The organism is Ralstonia sp. AU12-08 (genome assembly GCF_000442475.1).
Classification (GTDB): domain Bacteria; phylum Pseudomonadota; class Gammaproteobacteria; order Burkholderiales; family Burkholderiaceae; genus Ralstonia; species Ralstonia insidiosa.
On sequence record NZ_ASZV01000009.1, the window covers coordinates 84,411 to 100,956 of the forward strand.

13 protein-coding genes are annotated in these 16,546 nt (G+C 61.2%); 12 read left to right on the forward strand and 1 reads right to left on the reverse strand.

Annotation, left to right across the window (positions count from 1 at the left end; translation table 11 throughout):
* The first annotated feature begins 4 nt into the window (after positions 1-4).
* The 12 genes from C404_RS37045 (at position 5) to C404_RS37080 (ending at position 16,140) form a co-directional block, all read left to right on the forward strand.
* Positions 5-2,437 (forward strand): M23 family metallopeptidase, encoded by a 2,433-nt coding sequence (locus tag C404_RS37045; RefSeq protein WP_021193817.1) that lies wholly within the window; start codon positions 5-7, stop codon positions 2,435-2,437.
* Positions 2,434-2,904: a hypothetical protein gene (locus C404_RS37050; RefSeq protein WP_021193818.1), complete on the forward strand. Its 471-nt coding sequence runs from the start codon at positions 2,434-2,436 to the stop codon at positions 2,902-2,904. Before C404_RS37045 ends, C404_RS37050 begins: the two co-directional genes overlap by 4 nt.
* 11 nt (positions 2,905-2,915) lie before the next feature.
* Positions 2,916-3,179, forward strand: a complete 264-nt coding sequence (locus C404_RS0129720; RefSeq protein WP_031329027.1) for a PAAR domain-containing protein — start codon at positions 2,916-2,918, stop codon at positions 3,177-3,179.
* A 113-nt stretch (positions 3,180-3,292) separates the two neighbouring features.
* Entirely contained in the window at positions 3,293-4,513 is a 1,221-nt protein-coding gene (locus C404_RS37055; RefSeq protein WP_235180621.1) for a hypothetical protein, read from the forward strand.
* A gap of 1 nt (position 4,514) precedes the next feature.
* On the forward strand, positions 4,515-8,042 hold the full coding sequence (locus tag C404_RS37060; protein WP_021193821.1) for an ImcF-related family protein: 3,528 nt from the start codon (positions 4,515-4,517) through the stop codon (positions 8,040-8,042).
* On the forward strand, positions 8,039-9,898 hold the full coding sequence (gene tssF, locus C404_RS37065; protein WP_021193822.1) for a type VI secretion system baseplate subunit TssF: 1,860 nt from the start codon (positions 8,039-8,041) through the stop codon (positions 9,896-9,898). The genes C404_RS37060 and tssF overlap by 4 nt, the downstream gene beginning before the upstream one ends.
* On the forward strand, positions 9,895-10,431 hold the full coding sequence (tssJ, locus tag C404_RS37070) for a type VI secretion system lipoprotein TssJ (RefSeq protein WP_031329030.1): 537 nt from the start codon (positions 9,895-9,897) through the stop codon (positions 10,429-10,431). Before tssF ends, tssJ begins: the two co-directional genes overlap by 4 nt.
* A 209-nt stretch (positions 10,432-10,640) precedes the next feature.
* Positions 10,641-11,555 (forward strand): type VI secretion lipoprotein TssJ, encoded by a 915-nt coding sequence (locus C404_RS60605; protein ID WP_235180625.1) that lies wholly within the window; start codon positions 10,641-10,643, stop codon positions 11,553-11,555.
* Positions 11,556-11,719: 164 nt separating this feature from the next.
* Entirely contained in the window at positions 11,720-12,487 is a 768-nt protein-coding gene (locus tag C404_RS58810) for a hypothetical protein (protein WP_152524423.1), read from the forward strand.
* Positions 12,488-12,501: 14 nt separating this feature from the next.
* Positions 12,502-13,590 carry a DUF746 domain-containing protein gene (locus C404_RS60965; RefSeq protein WP_021193826.1) on the forward strand — a complete coding sequence of 363 codons (1,089 nt, stop codon included), beginning with the start codon at positions 12,502-12,504 and terminating at the stop codon, positions 13,588-13,590.
* Between the two features lie 55 nt (positions 13,591-13,645).
* Positions 13,646-14,416: a murein hydrolase activator EnvC family protein gene (locus C404_RS59155; protein ID WP_081659341.1), complete on the forward strand. Its 771-nt coding sequence runs from the start codon at positions 13,646-13,648 to the stop codon at positions 14,414-14,416.
* Positions 14,417-15,111: 695 nt separating this feature from the next.
* Positions 15,112-16,140: a hypothetical protein gene (locus tag C404_RS37080; RefSeq protein ID WP_152524425.1), complete on the forward strand. Its 1,029-nt coding sequence runs from the start codon at positions 15,112-15,114 to the stop codon at positions 16,138-16,140.
* A gap of 130 nt (positions 16,141-16,270) precedes the next feature.
* Here the strand turns inward: C404_RS37080 and C404_RS60625 are convergent.
* The coding region (locus C404_RS60625; RefSeq protein WP_442792367.1) for a tyrosine-type recombinase/integrase at positions 16,271-16,546 on the reverse strand (276 nt) is incomplete at its 5' end.

Below are 16,546 nucleotides of genomic sequence, written 5' to 3' on the forward strand. Positions count from 1 at the left end.
AACCATGATCATCAACCCTCCCTTCCTGCCCGCATCGGGCCTGACGGCCAGCGACGAGTCGAGGCCGGATCCTATGATGGATACGGTTGATCAGTTCGAGATCCGCCATCACGGGGTCTGGCCGGTCACCTTCGATCGGCGTTCTCATTGCGCTATCCATCTGAACCCGGGCGACCAGGCGGAACCTGTCCGCGCCATCGCCGACGGAGAAGTCGTCGCGTACCGGGTCTGCAAGAAGGCTATCTCGGACGGCACGGAGGATCCGCAAACCGGACAGCCGGTCCTGAACTCGAATGCCGGCTTCGTTCTACTGCGGCACAAGACCGACACAGGCGACGGACGCTCGATCACGTATTACTCGCTCTACATGCACCTGCTGGACATGACCAACCAGGAGCACAGCTTCCCCCAGCCTAACGATCCGCCAGAGATTGGCTCGCCGAATGCGCTACCCAAGTGGTTGCTCAACACCTTAGGCAACGCGGATGGGGTCGTGCAGACTGGGGGAGCGAGAAAGGTCTACCGCAAGGACTTGCTCGGCTATGTTGGTAAGTATCAGGGCGTGCCCCATCTGCACTTCGAAATCTTTATGGCGGATGGCGATTTCAATACCTGGTTCGGCAAGACACAGATCGGGGTCAAAAAGCCGGCTCAGCCGACCACGAGCGACTATTGGGGGCACAGCTATTTCATCATAGCTGGCCCGCAGGAATTCTGTCGTCAGCCGGCAGGCATGGATGAGAAGTGGTTTCCCCAAGTGCCGGGTGGCTCCATCGACGCAGCCGAAACACTCTATGTCGAGGCATGGTTCAACAAGGGGCGACGTTTTACGCGCGCGTGGATCGATCGCGGTAACAGCGGCACCGTGACCCTGCTTACGCCCGACCCCATTGCGGACCCCTATGACAACGGTACCGATAGCCACCACAACCCAAAGCGCTACGAATATGACCTGTATGACCGCGCGATGGCCCTCTATCCGGCATGCCCAAGCGACGGCTATGAAATGCTGCGGTTCGGTCGCATTCTGTCGGAGCATCCGACGCTGACGGGGGCGGCCTGCGCCACTTGGATCGCAGTGCCCTTCGATGAGAAAGGCACGCTGGGCTACGTCAACATCGCGCCGGACAAGATCAAGAAGCTGTCCGACGCGGATTTCCCGTTCTTTACGGGTTGGCAAAAGGTGGATGGTGACAACACGCCGTTCAACGATGGCGGCCGATGTGACTACACCACGCTTTGCGGGCTGACTGGCATTCAGGATTCGCTGCCATCGGTACTGCGAATTGAGGCCGATCCGAACAACTCTGATGAGACCAACCTGCGGCTTGCCAGCTTTGTGCAGAACACGCATGGCGTGGACGAGAAGCTCAGGGGCATGGTGTTTAAGGCGCGCAGCGAGTGGGATCCGTCCTACAACGAGGAGCGCTACAAGGACCTGAACGATCCCTATGGGTTTTTTGGCAAGCAGAAGGATACCAACCCCGATGGGGACAAGAAGTTCAAAGATTTCCTGAGCAAGTTCCAGTTTTTGGACAAGACGCCGCTCGCCGGGCAGGAACTTTGGTTTTTCCATCCGCTCGCGTTTATCCGGCATTTCCGGAAATGTGAGTGGTTATCCGCGACCGAGATTGCGCAATGCGTTCCCCGCTCGATGTTTTCGCTGCACGGTACGCAATTCGTGACAGGTAGCCATCCTTGGGCGAATGCGTTGAAGCAAGGGAAGGCTTGGGAGTCAGATCTTAACGCGGCGCTGCGTAAGTACCGCATCAGCTCGACAAGAGAACGAGCGACTCATTTTCTTGCTCAGTTAATGGAGGAATCTGGGTGGCTTCAGGCTGTTCGCGAATATCACGGAGAGGATAGACCATATAACCCGTACTACGGGCGCGGGTTGATTCAACTTACAAAAAAGCCGAACTACGATAAATACGGAGAATTTAAGAAATTTCCGAATGATCCAGCGGTTCCAGCAAAATTTGCGGGCCTTCACTGGAATCCCGACGTAAAATTGGCTGATACAAATTCGGTTTTTGATCGACGTAATTGCGCCGATAGCGCTGGTTTGTATTGGACCTGCAGAGCGATGACGGCGATAGGTGCGAATACTATCAAAACGACCGATGAAGGCGGATTGAGAATCGAGACAGCAACTCAAGCATCCAAATCTACCAATGGAAATGTGGCAAATCAAAATATTAACGGCCTTGAGCATCGACTGCTGTCATTTGTATATATTAAATATATCTTGCTTGACTTGATTGAAATGGACTCTTCTGAGCAAATTTCCTTTGTCTGGCGAAGAAATTCCGCACAGGAACCAGTGCTTGATGCGAGCGGTCAGCCTGTGTTGGATCCGCATACACATCACCCGAAGATGAGATATTTCCCTGCCACGCATACGATTCAGGTATCACTGGAGAGGCAACGGCCATGAGAAAAATTTCCATGCTTCTTGCATTGCTTTTCTTTTCGGAATTGGTCTGCGCGTGTGGAACTAATGCTCAACGAGAGAAGATGGCAGAGAAACTGTATGCAGATAATGATATGCAGAAATTTGTCTGCGCCAGTGACTCCTGCTCAATGCAACAATTCGAAGAGGGACTGCAATTTCATAAATATGAGAAGTCGTTTCGCGGGAAGAAGGTTTTAATATGCCTGGTTGAGCCGAAATTGAGCGCAACAAATTCGTATGCCGGCATATTTTCGGCCAAGGGCGGCGAATATGAGTTTCAATTCATTTCATATGGAACCGGCGTCAAGGTCGTTGCTAACAAGGTCGGAATTCCGATGATTGTAGAGTACGGCGTTAGTGATCCAGACAACCCCGATTACTCATTGAATCAATATTTATGGAATGGTAGGAAATTTATTTTCTATCGAAATATGAAAGTGCATGACTGAAATTTAAAAAAATGTCCCGCTCCCCTATTCGCAAAGGCGATGAACTCGAAAACGGCGGCCAAGTTACTGGCGGCTCACCCTATATGGAATTCATGGGCCGTCCTCTGGCACGCAAGGGAGATGAAGCGTTGTGCCACCGGCACGGCCCAACTGTGATTGACGAAGGCGACGAGTCGTTTCCTGACCGGGACGGCAAGCCGGTGGCGATGCATCTGTATCGCTGCGCCTGCGGCTGCCGGCTGATTTCGTCGCTGCAAAACGTGTCCATTGGCTGACGATGCCGGTTGATCTCTCGCCGGCAGGCTTGCCATCGGCCTATCCGGCGCACGGGCCGCGCTTCTGGCCGTGGCTGCTCGGCTGGGTGCTTTGCTGCGGGCTCGGCGCTGCGGTGGTGCTATTGCTGTGGCCAGCTGGCACGCCCGCGCGCGGCCCACAGTTCTGGCTGTGTGTGGTGGGCATCCCGAATGCGGTATTTTTTGCGGCGCTTGCCATCGCCCGGACGATCTACGAGGCGGACACCCTTCACGCGCGCTTCCGCAACAGGCACCGCGCAGTCTGGCTCCGGGGCCGTATCGTTACCGCGCAACGGCCACTGCAGGTGCTCGGCGCCGGGTACTGTCTGCCATTGGGCGGCAAGTTGCTCGGCGAGGTGTTGAAGGAAAGAACTTCCTTTCTGCAGGCACGCGTGCCTCGTAGCGGCACAGGACGTGTCCTGCACAACCGTTTTGCGGATGACGACCCCATCCTCCACGAGGATTCGAATGTGCCCGGTCTTGCTGATGGCGAGCCGTCAGAGGACATCGATGCCGGACATGGCGAGGCGCCGCATCCGTTTACCCCGGTGCCACCCGCCGTTCGCGTCATCGCACATGCGTTGGCATCTGTCGCTGACAGCGTGCGGGCACTGTCGCAGTATGGCCCGGAATACGCGCCTGCAGTGCGTGTGCTGTCGGCCCCCGAAACCGCCGATGAGCGTGTGGAGCAGGTCAAGCAGGCGTTGCAACGGGCGGGCCTGCCGGATCTCGAATGCATTGCCGTACCGGCCACGGACGGCCTACTGGTGGCCGATGCCTGGCTGGACGCCGGTGAACAGCGGCCGTTGCTGGTTGTCGCGGCGCAATGGCATGACGTTCTGACGGCCGGCAGCACTGAGGGCGGGGTCGCTGTGTTGCTGGGCCTGGGCGCGTTTCAGTTGCCCGAGACGATCAGGGTGCTCGGTTTGCTGCACCGACCGGTGGCCGATCAACTCGAAGGCTTGGAAGCGGTGCTGGCGAACAGCGTGCTGTGGGGTAAAACCGATGCAGCCAGCGTTACTGCCGCTTGGATCACCGGCCTGGACGGCTCGCACGACACGAATCTACTCGCTGCGATGCGTGGAGCCGGCCTCGCTGGCGTCGCAAAGCAGGAGACCCAGCGTCGGCCCGATCCCCTGGCCGGGCACGCTGGAGCCGCCGGCGGCTGGCTGTCGGTCGCCGCAGCGATGGAGGGAGCGGGCGGAACACAACTGATCCTCCATACGCCGTCGTCCACGTCGATCGTGCAGGCCGCGATCCTGCACGTCAACGGCCCAATGAAGCAAGAAGAACCTGATGATGAACGCTCGCAATAACATGCAAATTCTCGCGGCAGCCGAGGCTGAGTCGACCGGAACCAGCCGGCTGCTCGCCTGGGGGCCGATCTTTTTGGCGTTGATCCTTGCGGGGGTGGCGCTTGCGCTGGTGTGGTTCAAGGGCGATCTGTTTGGCGCGCTCACGCGCGAAGCGAAGCTCGGTGCATCGGTCTGGATTTTCCTGGCGCTCGTGGGGACGTTGCTGTTGCACCTGGGACTGCTGTTCGGTGGGGCATACCGCCTGGTTGGGCGCGTGTTTCGTGCCGAAGTGCGCGATCGAGGCGCGGCAGTCAAGCCGACGAAAACGCTCAAACGCGATGCCCGCCTGCAGGCACTGCTCGACGAATTGCGCGCGACGCACGGTTGGCGCTGGCGATATCGGACACCATGGCTGCTGGTGGACGGCAAGGATGTGCTGATCGAGGCGGTCGCGCCTGGTCTGAAGCACGCGGGCGTCATGCCTATCGCCGACGCCATACTTCTGCACACGGCACCGGATGGGATCGACGCGCAAGCGTGGCGCCGCCAGATCCGGCAGATGCGCAGTTGGCGACCGGTTGACAGCATCGTTCACGTCACCCATGCGGATGTGCGCGAGACCGAACTGCCGCGCGGCTTGGCCACGCTTGCGACCGATTTGGGCTGGGCCGCGCCCGTCACGTTCTTGCACGCCGTGCCCGCCAAAGGCGGCTTGCCCGAGACGTTCGACGCCATCGGCGCATTCCCCGGAGCGGCGGGCCGCAGTGTGCAACTGGCGGCGTTGAGCGAGCAACTCGCCATGATCGGGCGGCACACGGCGGGCGCGGGTGTGCAACTGTGCGCGACGCCCACGCCGATCACCTATCTGGCGCAGATTTCCCAGTACATCGACCAGCGGCGGGAGCACATCCTCACCGGCTGGAATGCACTGAGCGCTTCCCACTGGCTACGCTCCCCGCTGGCTGGCGTGCTGTTCGCGCCCGTGTTCGCAGGGTCCGCAGCCTTGCCGGTCCCCACACCGGTCATGGTGGACGGCCAGCCGGGGACAGAGGCGGCGGCGGGGCTGCCCCAAGCGGCAGTGTTACCAAGCCAGCCCGCCTCCCTATTACCCACGTGGCGAGCCATTGCACAACCGCGTGGCACGGGTCGGCGAGTCGGTTTCTACTGGCCCAACGCGCTGGCGGCACTCGCGACCGTTGCGGCGATTGCATGGTGCGCGTTGATGACAGTGTCGTTCATCGGCAACCAGCAACTGACGCGCGAAGCGCGTGCTACGGTAACCGCCGCGCTGGATGCGCGACCGCAGACGGCAGTGGCTTTGCGCGCGCAGCTCACGATGCAGCAATTGATCGAGAAACTTGAGTATCGGCAGCGGCACGGCGCGCCGTGGTACCTGCGCGGCGGCCTCTCACGCAACGACGAGTTGCTTGCCGGTCTCTGGCTTCCCTACCGGATCGCCTCGACACGTAACCTGCAGACCCCCGTCGTGAACACGATCGGCGACCTGCTCAAGGCTGCCAATCGGACGCGCGCCGATGCTCTGCAGTCGCAGGATGCGCGCGGCAGCACCTACAACGCGCTCAAGGCGTACCTGATGCTGGGAGATCCGCCGCACTCCGAGCCTGCGTTCCTCAAACGCATGCTGGTGGCGATGTGGTCGCGTCCGCCCGAGATGCCCCTGGGTGAGCGCGACGACACGGGGCAGCGGCTGGCCGGTTTTTATGCGGATCACCTCGAAGCCCACCCCGAATGGCGCATCGCGCTCGACGACGGCCTCGTCACGTCGACCCGCAACACGCTGGTCACGCAAATGGGGCTGGCCTCAGCCGACGATACCGTCTATCAGGGCATCCTCACAGAGGCGCGGGGCAAGTACGCGGACGCGTCGCTCGAAACCCTGCTTGCTGGCGCAGACGCGCGCGGCCTGTTTGCCACAGCGCAAACCGTGCCAGGCATTTACACGCGCGCCGCGTGGGACGGCATGATCGCCGCTGCGATCGACAAGGCGGCCAGCGAGCGGCGCATGAGTGGCGACTGGGTACTCACGGGCACACGGCCTGCGCAGACCCTCGGCAATGCCGTGTCGCAGGGCGCGGCCAGGGCAACGGCCGCGCTCGACGAGAAACGGGCGGCCGAAGACCTCAAGCAGCGCCTCTCCGCGCGGTATTTTGCGGAATACACCGCAGCCTGGCAGGGGATGCTTAACGGCATCCGCTGGCAGCCGGCGGCGAACCTCAATGATGCCATCGAGCAACTGACGCGCTTGGCCGACGCGCAGACCTCCCCGCTCATCGCGCTGATGAAGGCGGTCCAATACCAGGCGCAGGCCGGGCGGCCGTCGCAGGCCTTGGCCGACACGCTGGTGCGCAAGGCGCAAAGCTTGATCGGCAACGAGGACCAGGCGGCCACACCGCCGGTCAATCCACTCGACAAGTCGTTTGGCCCGTTGCTCACGCTGATGGGCGACGCCACTGCCGCACCGGCAGCCGCTGGTAAAGGCAACGCAGGCGCCAACCTCGCCCTGAATGGCGTGAGCTTGTCGCGGTACCTGACGGCGGTCACCACGATGCGCTTGAAGCTGCAGCAGATCGCGGGCAACCCTGACGCGCAGGCGATGGCGCGCTCGCAGGCGCAGGCCGTGTTTCAGGGCAAGCTCTCGGAGCTGTCGCAGGCGCGTGACGATGCGGCGCTCACGGCGGCGAGCCTCGGCACTGCATGGTCGGGATTTGGCGATGCGGTGTTCGCGCAGCCACTGGAAGCCGCCTGGCAGAGCATCCTGCAGCCGGCGGCGGCGAGCCTAAATGAAGCGTGGCGGGCGAACGTTGCCGCGCCATTCAATGCGGCGATGAGCGGCAGGTATCCATTTTTCGACACGAACGCCGATGCGTCCTTTGCTGAGCTCGGGCGCTACGTGCGGCCCGACACTGGTCTGATCGCGCGCTTCATCACCACACAGCTTGCCGGCGTACTGAAGCTGGAGGGCGATCACTGGACGCCGAACGAGCTGGCGCCGCAGGCGCTGCATTTCGATCCGAAGTTTCTGGCGGGCGTTCGGCAACTGTCGACGGTCGGTGCGCAGCTTTACTTGCGGGGCGACGCGAACGAGCGTTTTGAGATGATGGCGCTGCCCACGCCGGACGTGACGCGCTCGGAGCTGTCGGTTGACGGCAAGCAGATTGTCTACTTCAACCAGCAGGAGCGCTGGACGCCGCTCGCGTGGCCCGGCGACGGACTGAATGGACATGCGGGGCTGACCTGGCAAACGCTCAATGCCGGCTTGCGGCAGGCGTTCGATTCTACGGGCGACTGGGCGTTCCTGCGTTTGCTGGGCAGGGCGAGCGTCAAGCAGCTCGACAGTACGCGCTATCAGCTGACGTGGAGCGCGCCCTACAACGAGCCGCTGCGCTACGTGCTGCGCACGCAGGTGGGTTCGGGGCCGCTTGAGCTGCTGAAGCTGCGCGACTTCCACATGCCCGAACAGATCTTCAGCGTCGGCAAGGGGAGTATCGGGCCGGTGCTCCCGCCCCTGCCTGCGGAGTTGCGGCCATGAGCGAAGACAAGAACAGACTGCCGCTGAACGGCCACCAGGGGGATACGCCGATGTTCCCGCTGGAAGATCCGTTCCTGCGGTACTTCGACTCGGAGATGCGCTACCTGCGCGAAGCAGGCAGGGAATTCGCCGATGCGCAGCCGCAGGCAGCGCGGCAGTTGGGAATGACAACGCCGGGCGCGCGGGACGAGCGCGTGGAAGCGGTCTACGAGGGCTTTGCGCTCCTCGCGAGCCGGCTGCGCATGAAGCTCGACGATGCCCTGCCGGAAATCACCGATCCGCTGATCGATCACCTGTGGCCGCATGCGGGCCGCACCATTCCGTCGCTGGCGATCCTGGAATGCGAGCCCCGCGTGGGCGAGGCGCGGGTCCTGGATACCCTGCCAGCCGGCCAACAGGTACGGTCGACGCCGATCGGCCCGGACGGCACCGTCTGCGTCTACCGCACCACCCAGCCGGTACGCCTGCTGCCGCTCAAGCTCAGGGAGGCGGGTGTGCGTATGCGCGAGGACGGGCGCGCAGTCATCCGGATCGCGTTCGATCTGCTGCATCGCGAGCAGCGACTCCTGGATGACCTGTCTCGCATTCGTTTGTACCTCCACGCCGACCGGGCAACCGCGTCGGCGCTGTATGCCGTCTTCACGCGGCAGGTCCATTCGATCGGCGTGCGCATGCCGCGCTTGCTGGACGGCCAGTTGCAGGCGCAACCGGCCATGGGTGTTGAGGCAGCAGGCTTCGGGCCGGACACCCGGCTATGGCCAGTCGACCGGGATGCGCGCGACGCCGAACTCGATCGCGAGCAGACGATGCTCGAATATTTTGCGTTTCCGGAGAAATTCCACTTCGTCGACCTTTGCGGCTTCAACACGGCGAGCGTGCCGCCGGGCGAGACACGCATCGAGTTCGAGATCGAGATTGACGGCCGCATTGCCGGTGACGTGACGTTCGGCGCGAACAACCTCCGGCTGTTCTGCACGCCGGTGGTCAACCTGTTCGAGTTGGACGCGCGGGCCATCCGACCCAACGCACATGATCGTAACTATCTGGTCCGCCCGCCCGCCTCCGCCGACGATCATGTCGAGCCCTATGATGCCGTGAAGGTCGTGGCCTCCGATCCCCGCAACGCGGCGCATTACGAATACCAGTCGTTCAAGGAATTCCGGCACCGTGGCGGGATGATGCGCTACGAGTCGCCCGAGCGCTATTACCACACGTCCATCCGCCATGGCGTGACGGGTCAGCGCGAGATGTGGGTGACCTTGGGCGGCCATCTGTGGGATGAACCGGGCAGTCTGCCGGACGAACACGTGACGGTGCGGGTGCTGGCCAACAACGGCCGGTTGCCGCGCATGGCGCTGCGGGAGTCGATGATTACCGAGCCGGTCTCGGTTTTTACGGGGGTTGAGCGGGTGCGCAATCTCACCGCGCCCACCATGCCGCTGTATCCGCCGCGCGGCGGCGGATACGACTGGAGGGTGGTCTCCCACTTCAACGCGGCCGGATCGAGTGAACTGAACATGATGAACGCGGACGTCCTGCGGGGTGCGCTGCAGTTGTACGACTGGACGCAGCAGGACGACAGCCGTCGGCGCATCGAGGCGATCCACGAGGTCTGGCTCGACGAAGACACGGACATTGTTGGGGCGCGCATTGACCGGATCGTGAACCTGAATGTGGGCATTGCGCCTTCGGGCTTTGCCGGCCCGGGCGACGTGGCGCTGTTCGGCGATGTGCTCAGCCGCTTTGTGGGCCGCTACGCCTGCTTCCATTACGCGGTGCGGCTCGTGCTGTATGAGGGCATCGGTGGTCCGATCCGGCGCTACCCGTGCGCGGTCAGGAAGGGAGGCTGGCTATGAAAGAAAGAACGAACCGGACACTACCCTCGATCCTGCTGGGGTGCGTGTGCGCGACGACGGCCGTGTTGCTATCGAGCTGCGGCATGTGGCAGTCGGTCAAGGAAACAACGGTCGATGCGACACGCGCGGTGTTCATTGCGAAGGTCAAGCAGATGAACCTGGTGATTGAGAGCCGCGAGGCGCTCAACCAGAACGGACAGGGCCAGTCATTGCCGGTCGTGGTGCGCGTGTACCAGTTGAAGAACACGGCGGCCTTTGAAAAGGCGGCATACGAGCAGTTGCTTGACGACGATCAGGCGCTACTCAAGACCGATCTGGTTGGCCGCATGGAGACCGTGCTGGCTCCGGGCGCAACGGCCAAGCTGGCTGCAACGATGGCCGAAGAGGCGCAAGCGGTGGGCGTCGTGGGGTTTTTTCGTGATCAGAGCGGGGCCACGTGGCAACTGGTCATCCCGAAATCGCAGTGGAAGAAGACCGATCCTGTGAAGCTTATCGTGACAGGTAACCAGATTGAACTGGGGGCGGAACCTTGATGGGGCAATGCATGGTTGGGGCAGCTTCGGTCCGGCCCGCGAGTTTCGTAATAGGACCAGAGCATGTTTCCTGAATTTCGTGAGCAGATTTGCGTACTGAAGGCGCGGGTCATGCGTTCGGTGCGGATGGTCAGTAGAAAGCAATCGTCTCTCGCCCGTTTCGCCGCACTCCAAATGGAGCAGGCGTGTCGTCGTTGAGGAAGCCTGAGGTGACAGCCAATTATTCGGACAATACCAGTACGTGGCGCACGACTGCCAAGATACTGCTTTTTGCGGCGCTCGGCCTGTGCGGGACATTTATTGCGGCGTGGAGCGTGCTCGAAGCATTGCGCTGGATTGGAGCGCGGATTTTTATCGACGCCTCAATTGGTTCTTACGTTCGGCTCGATGTCAACGAGGTAATCAACGTCTTTCCGAATAATCTATTGGTCCTCTCGTACCTGTTCGGGCTGAGCTCAGTGCTGCCGAGTGCGTGGCGGGCATTTCATCTTCCCCGATGGTGTACGAGATACACGGTTGAAACGCGGCGGGCCCAAGCAAAACAGGACATCAAGCGGCTCGTCATGGTAACGCTGGTGTTATTCCTGCTGTGTCTACCCGGCATGAATACCTACACGATTGTTACGCCTTCTGCGGTTGTGCAGAAGCGGTTTTTCGCCTTGCATGCGCAGACGTATCCGCTCAAATCCGTTACGAGGGTTCAGTGCGTGGTCATAGGGCGTGGACTGATTTTTACAGAACTGACATTCACGGACGGACGCTCGCTGGAGGAGGCTGGCTTCCCCAGGCATCTGATGGCTGCCATCGCGAAGGAGGGGGGCACTGTTGTGGAGTACGACAGCCGCTGTCAGTCTGAATTCAATACTGATGAGCGTGTACGGCCATCGGCTCAGGTGGGGAGGGTCGTCAACCCAGGCGGCTCGGCGAGCGTGTCGCAGCCCATGCAGGCTGATACGGAGTATGTCGCGGAGGTGGCGTTCTACCGGGATGTGTCGGGGACGCCGGCGTGGCGGCGCGTGGTGACGAAGAAGACGCTGTCGCCTGATGCGCCGCTGCGTGTCGAACTGGTTGACACCGATGTGGTGATTGCGGGGGACGCGCCAAAAGAGCGCCCTGCGCAATAGCCGCTTGGCAAGCCGGTATAGCACCCGGCTGTAGCTTCAATATGGCGCGGCTAAAGAAAGAAAAGCTGCGGCGGAGGGTGCGGCATTGTGGGGTCAGCCATGCTGAAATGAAGCCATAGCATTCCACACGAAACGAAATAGAGCCCCAAAAACACGAGAATCAAATGACGTGGAATGAATTGAGAACCAGTAAGTCTGTTGGACGCGTGCGAAAACTTTGGCTGATAGGTGGCGTCGTGCTCGCAACGGCAGCATTTTTTGGCACCAGATTCATGTTGTCGCGACACGACCTGAGCAAAAGCAAGATCGACGAGATTTTGCAAGTCGCGCTTACAGACAAAAACATGGTTCCGACGAGCGCTTGCGTCAGCCTTGCAGGCGCTGAGCTTCCTGCCGATGTAAATGCGGGAGATTTGCTGCGTGCTGACGGCGCTGTGAGAAAAGACGTGCAGGCGTTAATTAACCGTGGCCTGATTACCGTGAAATTCAATGCAGGCAGAGGAACGCCGACCGTCAGAAATCCGAACTACGAGTCGCTCGACAAGGATGTTCCTTTGAGTCATATCGAGGTAACACCGTTCGGGAAGTCATTCTATCGGTACAAAGAATTTGAGACGGTCGATGGGTCTTCCCCCGGAGGCAGTGCCCTGCATATGGCGAATCTTTTCTGTGCGCACGTTACATATGGCGGCGTGGAGAAGTTCATGGAACCGACCAAGAATCCGTTCGATGACAATCCGCATCAGGTTTCGTGGGTCAACTTCCTCTGGAAACCTGATCAACATGCAACACCGTGGCTGTCGGACCCTGACCTCATGTCACTTTCGTTTCATCCCGAAGAGGATGGTTGGGCGCACAAGGGAATTCTCTTCGAGCAGGACGACAGTGGGCATTGGGGCCTTGGTGCCAATCCATACATCATCCGGTGGTAGAGAGGCGCGCCGTCATGATGCACGGGGTGCGGGCCAAACAAGCGGTGTCCGGTAGCGAGGGCGAGACGCTGCAGGCCTTCCTGCAACGGCACCTGGATCGTCTGATGTCTCCCGACTCAGACCCGGTTCCGCCGTGTCCCCAATGCCATGGCACGCACATCCGCAAGGACGGGTATGCCCGATCCCAAGTCGCCGGCGGGTGCCTTCCCAATTTCAAATGCGTTGGCTGCGGTCATGTCTACAGCCGGCTGAGCGGAACGCCGTTTTCGAAGCGCCGTCAACGTAAGCAGATCGACGCCTGGATCGCGTTGTTGGGCGAGGAGCTGGGATGCGCAGAAGCCGCGCGCCAGCTCAGCGTCCGCAACCCGACGGTATATGCCACCGTCCGTCTGTTTCGGCGCTGGTTGCTCGAACTCGATCCCAGTGGTCACTACGAGCAGTGCGTGAGGCTGGGTGGCCGGATGACGGCGGTCCACGTCGCGTCGCCCGCCGGTGACGGAGAGGGTGTCACCGTGCGTGAGGATCTGGAGCTGAGCGCCACGCTGTTGGCGGATTTCGATGCACTGTACTCTCGACTTCCTCTCCCGATACCCGACTGCCCGGGCTGCGGCAGTGGCGACGTCAACGCGAAAGGCAGTCATCGCGGCATGCCGCGCTTCCTGTGCAAGAACTGCGGCAAGCAATTCAACCGCCGCACGGGTACGCCCTTCGCCAGGGATCGGAAGTTGAGTGAGCAGCGCGCGTTGGTCCGCTATCTTGGGTTACCGCTGCCGATAACTCAATTGGCCGACATTCTCCAGGTAGACAAAGCCGATCCGGCGCGCTATCTGCGCAAGTTTCGCGCACGCTGCAACCAGATCGACCCATCCGGCACATTGTCCCGTCGCATTCGTGCGGGCGTGCGACCCAGCGCGAAAACATTGTGTGTCCGCTGCGGGGCGCATCGGGTGCTCTTTGACGCCGTCGCCCTTGGTAAGTGCGGTAATTGTGGTTGGATTGTTTCGATGCGCCGGGATTTGGTCGAACGTGGCGGCGTGCTGGAAGTGGGACCGGTCCGGTTGGTGCCGTTTGGCGAAGCCCCAGGGCTACCGGACTTCAAATGAACGTTACACGCTGTCCGCTCAGGCGGCGCTACGATTTCGAGGGAAAGGAGTGAAGATGTTTGTCGGTGAGCATGGCCCCAGCTTTGGGGTGCGATTTCGTCTGCAATGTGCAAGCAGGAAGCGATCGACATGTCTGCGCTGGATGGGCACGGTAGTGTGGGCGGCGTCGCTCAGTGCCTGCACGTTGACGCCATGGTCAACCAAGCTGGAAACCAGTGCGCACGTGTCAGCAGGGTATTACCAAGTCAATGCTGGAGATACGTTGGCCTCAGTTGCCGCTGCGTTTGGGCGGCGGCCGGCGGAGATTGCGGCATGGAACGGCTTGGGTGGGCAGCAAGATCTCCAGACAGGTCAAGTGTTGCGAGTTGCGCCGAACCTGCAAGCAGGGGCGGTATCGCCGGCGAAGGCGGGGTCAAAGCACGACCAGCACGGTGACCAGCCAGGGTGGGTATGGCCTACGTCTGGAGCCATTGTTGAACCGTATGCGGCAGGCAAATCGGGAGGTATTTTGATCCGAGGTACGCCAGGCGAGGCTGTGAAGGCGGTTGCAGCGGGCCGCGTAGTGTACGTTGGTTCGGCACTCAAGAAGTACGGGTTGGTTGTGATCATCAAACACGACAACGACTTCGTGACCGCTTACGGCGGCACCGGCAAACTGTTTGTGAAAGAGGGTGAGACCGTGCAGCGGGGGCAGCAGATTGCAGAGATGGGTTCTGACGGCAAGACCAAAGGGGTGCTGCGGTTTGAGGTGCGCAAGGATGGTAAGCCGATTGATCCATTGACAGTGCTGCCCAAGCCCGATGTGATGGATGTCGTGCGCCCGTGAACTGGCGAGTGGCTTGCGCGTCATCGTGATACGGAATCGGCCTCTGGCACCTAGATGACAAAGTCATTGCGTGACTTGCTGCTTGAGTTGGATGAAATCAACCGCATGATCCATCGCGTTCGTCTGCGCGGACCCGCACCATCGAACAGATGCAGAAGTTGGCGCGATTGCGTGGTGGGCGTTGTCTTTCGACGGCTTACGCAGGCGCCCACGGCAAGCTCGAATGGGCGTGTTCAAGGGGCCATGTCTGGCAATCGACAACTATCAGCGCTTGGTGTGGTCTCTGGTGCCCGTCCTGTGCGATTCTGAACTCTATCCGATCGCGGGGGCAGCAGAAGCGCAAGCGCTACAACCTATCAGGGAAGCTGGAGTCGAATTCTAACCGCAGGCGGGCGCGTGGACTCAAATGACTGCTGTGCGCGCGGACGGCGTTTTCGCCGCGAGCCATCTCCGCTGGGAGCGCGGTGAACGCGCCAGGGAATGACAGGCGTGTTCGACGACAAAACATGAAGGAGGCGTCATCGTGGCGGCAGATGCGTTGGATCGCAGCAAGCCAGAGCAGAAAGAGCCGATCGGCCGGACGGCCAAACGTCGTCGTGTCGCTCGTACGTCGCAGCCTGCATCCTCCGTGCAGCACAGCGATCCCACTGAGTTTCCTTGCGCTGCCCATAGAGTTCCGTGACATGGACCGATCGATGACCCGACGCACCACGGCCGCCGTGATCGCCTTGACGCTGCCGTTTCTTTTGTCCGGCTGCGATACGCCGGATGCCTCCGAGGTGCTGCTCCAGGGACCGCACCTTACGATCGTCAGCGAGCAACGCCATTTCGCGAATTGGGCCACGGGAGGACAGACCAACTATCGCGTGGTTCGCGTGAAGGTCAACGGACGCACGGTGGCCGATGCCGACCTCAGCCTCCCGCTCTTCCCTGCGGACCATCCTTGTCACTCGCCGTTCTACGCGATACATGACCTACGCATGCTGCCGAACGAATCGGCTTTGGTCCTCATGACACAAAACGACCGCTTGTGCGGCCAAGCGCAACTGGCTCGGCTGTCGGTCGTGGAGGGACGGCTCAAGGTGGAGCGCATGGACGTCTCCCGCGTCGTGTCCGCGCGCGGTGCCGTCAGCCGCGGGCAGGCCCGAGGCGTGGATTCCGAGACCTTCGGTGATGCCGACGGGGATGGAGTCTCGCGCCCCGACGCGCTGCGAAACGTGCGGGCGACCTGGACAAGTGTCACCCAGCGGGTGGCGACGGCGGAGGAGGCGCCCCATCACGCGGTCGCGATCGATCTGTCGAGCCTACACTTAAGCGACCTGGGCCCGGGCGACGTGTTGCGCTTCGTCGACACCTCGCCCGTCGCGCTCGTGCTGTTCGACGGCGGAGGCGATCCTGCGCATCGACGCGTGCAGTTCCGTGCCGTGAACGCGGTCAACGGCCAGGAGCTCGACCAAGTGACGATCGCGCCGGCATGCTATTCGCTGAACGCCCGGGCCGCCCGTATCCTCGGCGAGGCCGATATCGCCAATGGCTCGCCGGAGGAGCTCATGAGCGATCACGAATCCGGTGACGAGGCGCAGCAGCGGCACGCGAGCGCCATCGCCAATGCCTTGGCCGGTCTGTACGACGTCAAGCCGACGATCGCCTGGCGTCCAACGGAACGGCGCCTGCGAGTCGACCTCGATGGCCTGTTGGTGCGACGACCGCACTGCGATGCATAGCCATTACGGCGGGCAGCAATCACCGCCGTCGGTTGGTGGCTCTTTCGATACTGCTGTAACTGCATCGCTATCGCGCGCTGCGACAGCGTGCGCTCATGGGTTCAAAAAACCGTGAGCGACTGGATATGGGCTACTGTTCGGACAGTTCCAAATCGCGCCAGTGGTTGTGCAAGTCGCCCGCACATACGTGCTGAGCCCACGCTTCCATGAGCGGGCGCCGTTGCTCCAGTAAGTCGGTCCGATGGTACGCCGCTTCCACCTTGTTCGCCACCGTGTGGGCAAGCGCGCGTTCAGCAAGATCCCGTGCATAGCCGTTTTCGCTGGCCCAATCTCGGAAGCTGGAGCGGAAGCCATGAGCGGTTGCAATCCGCCCAGGGGTATCGCTCTCCGCCTTGACTGTTGATTT

Bases quoted from the DNA above. Each gene is read 5' to 3' on its own strand.
- C404_RS37060 (WP_021193821.1), top strand. From the start codon at position 4,515: ATGCAAATTCTCGCGGCAGCCGAGGCTGAGTCGACCGGAACCAGCCGG.
- C404_RS60965 (WP_021193826.1), top strand. From the start codon at position 12,502: ATGATGCACGGGGTGCGGGCCAAACAAGCGGTGTCCGGTAGCGAGGGC.
- C404_RS59155 (WP_081659341.1), top strand. From the start codon at position 13,646: ATGTTTGTCGGTGAGCATGGCCCCAGCTTTGGGGTGCGATTTCGTCTG.
- tssJ (WP_031329030.1), top strand. From the start codon at position 9,895: ATGAAAGAAAGAACGAACCGGACACTACCCTCGATCCTGCTGGGGTGC.
- C404_RS37080 (WP_152524425.1), top strand. From the start codon at position 15,112: ATGACCCGACGCACCACGGCCGCCGTGATCGCCTTGACGCTGCCGTTT.
- C404_RS0129720 (WP_031329027.1), top strand. From the start codon at position 2,916: ATGTCCCGCTCCCCTATTCGCAAAGGCGATGAACTCGAAAACGGCGGC.
- C404_RS37050 (WP_021193818.1), top strand. From the start codon at position 2,434: ATGAGAAAAATTTCCATGCTTCTTGCATTGCTTTTCTTTTCGGAATTG.
- tssF (WP_021193822.1), top strand. From the start codon at position 8,039: ATGAGCGAAGACAAGAACAGACTGCCGCTGAACGGCCACCAGGGGGAT.
- C404_RS58810 (WP_152524423.1), top strand. From the start codon at position 11,720: ATGACGTGGAATGAATTGAGAACCAGTAAGTCTGTTGGACGCGTGCGA.
- C404_RS37045 (WP_021193817.1), top strand. From the start codon at position 5: ATGATCATCAACCCTCCCTTCCTGCCCGCATCGGGCCTGACGGCCAGC.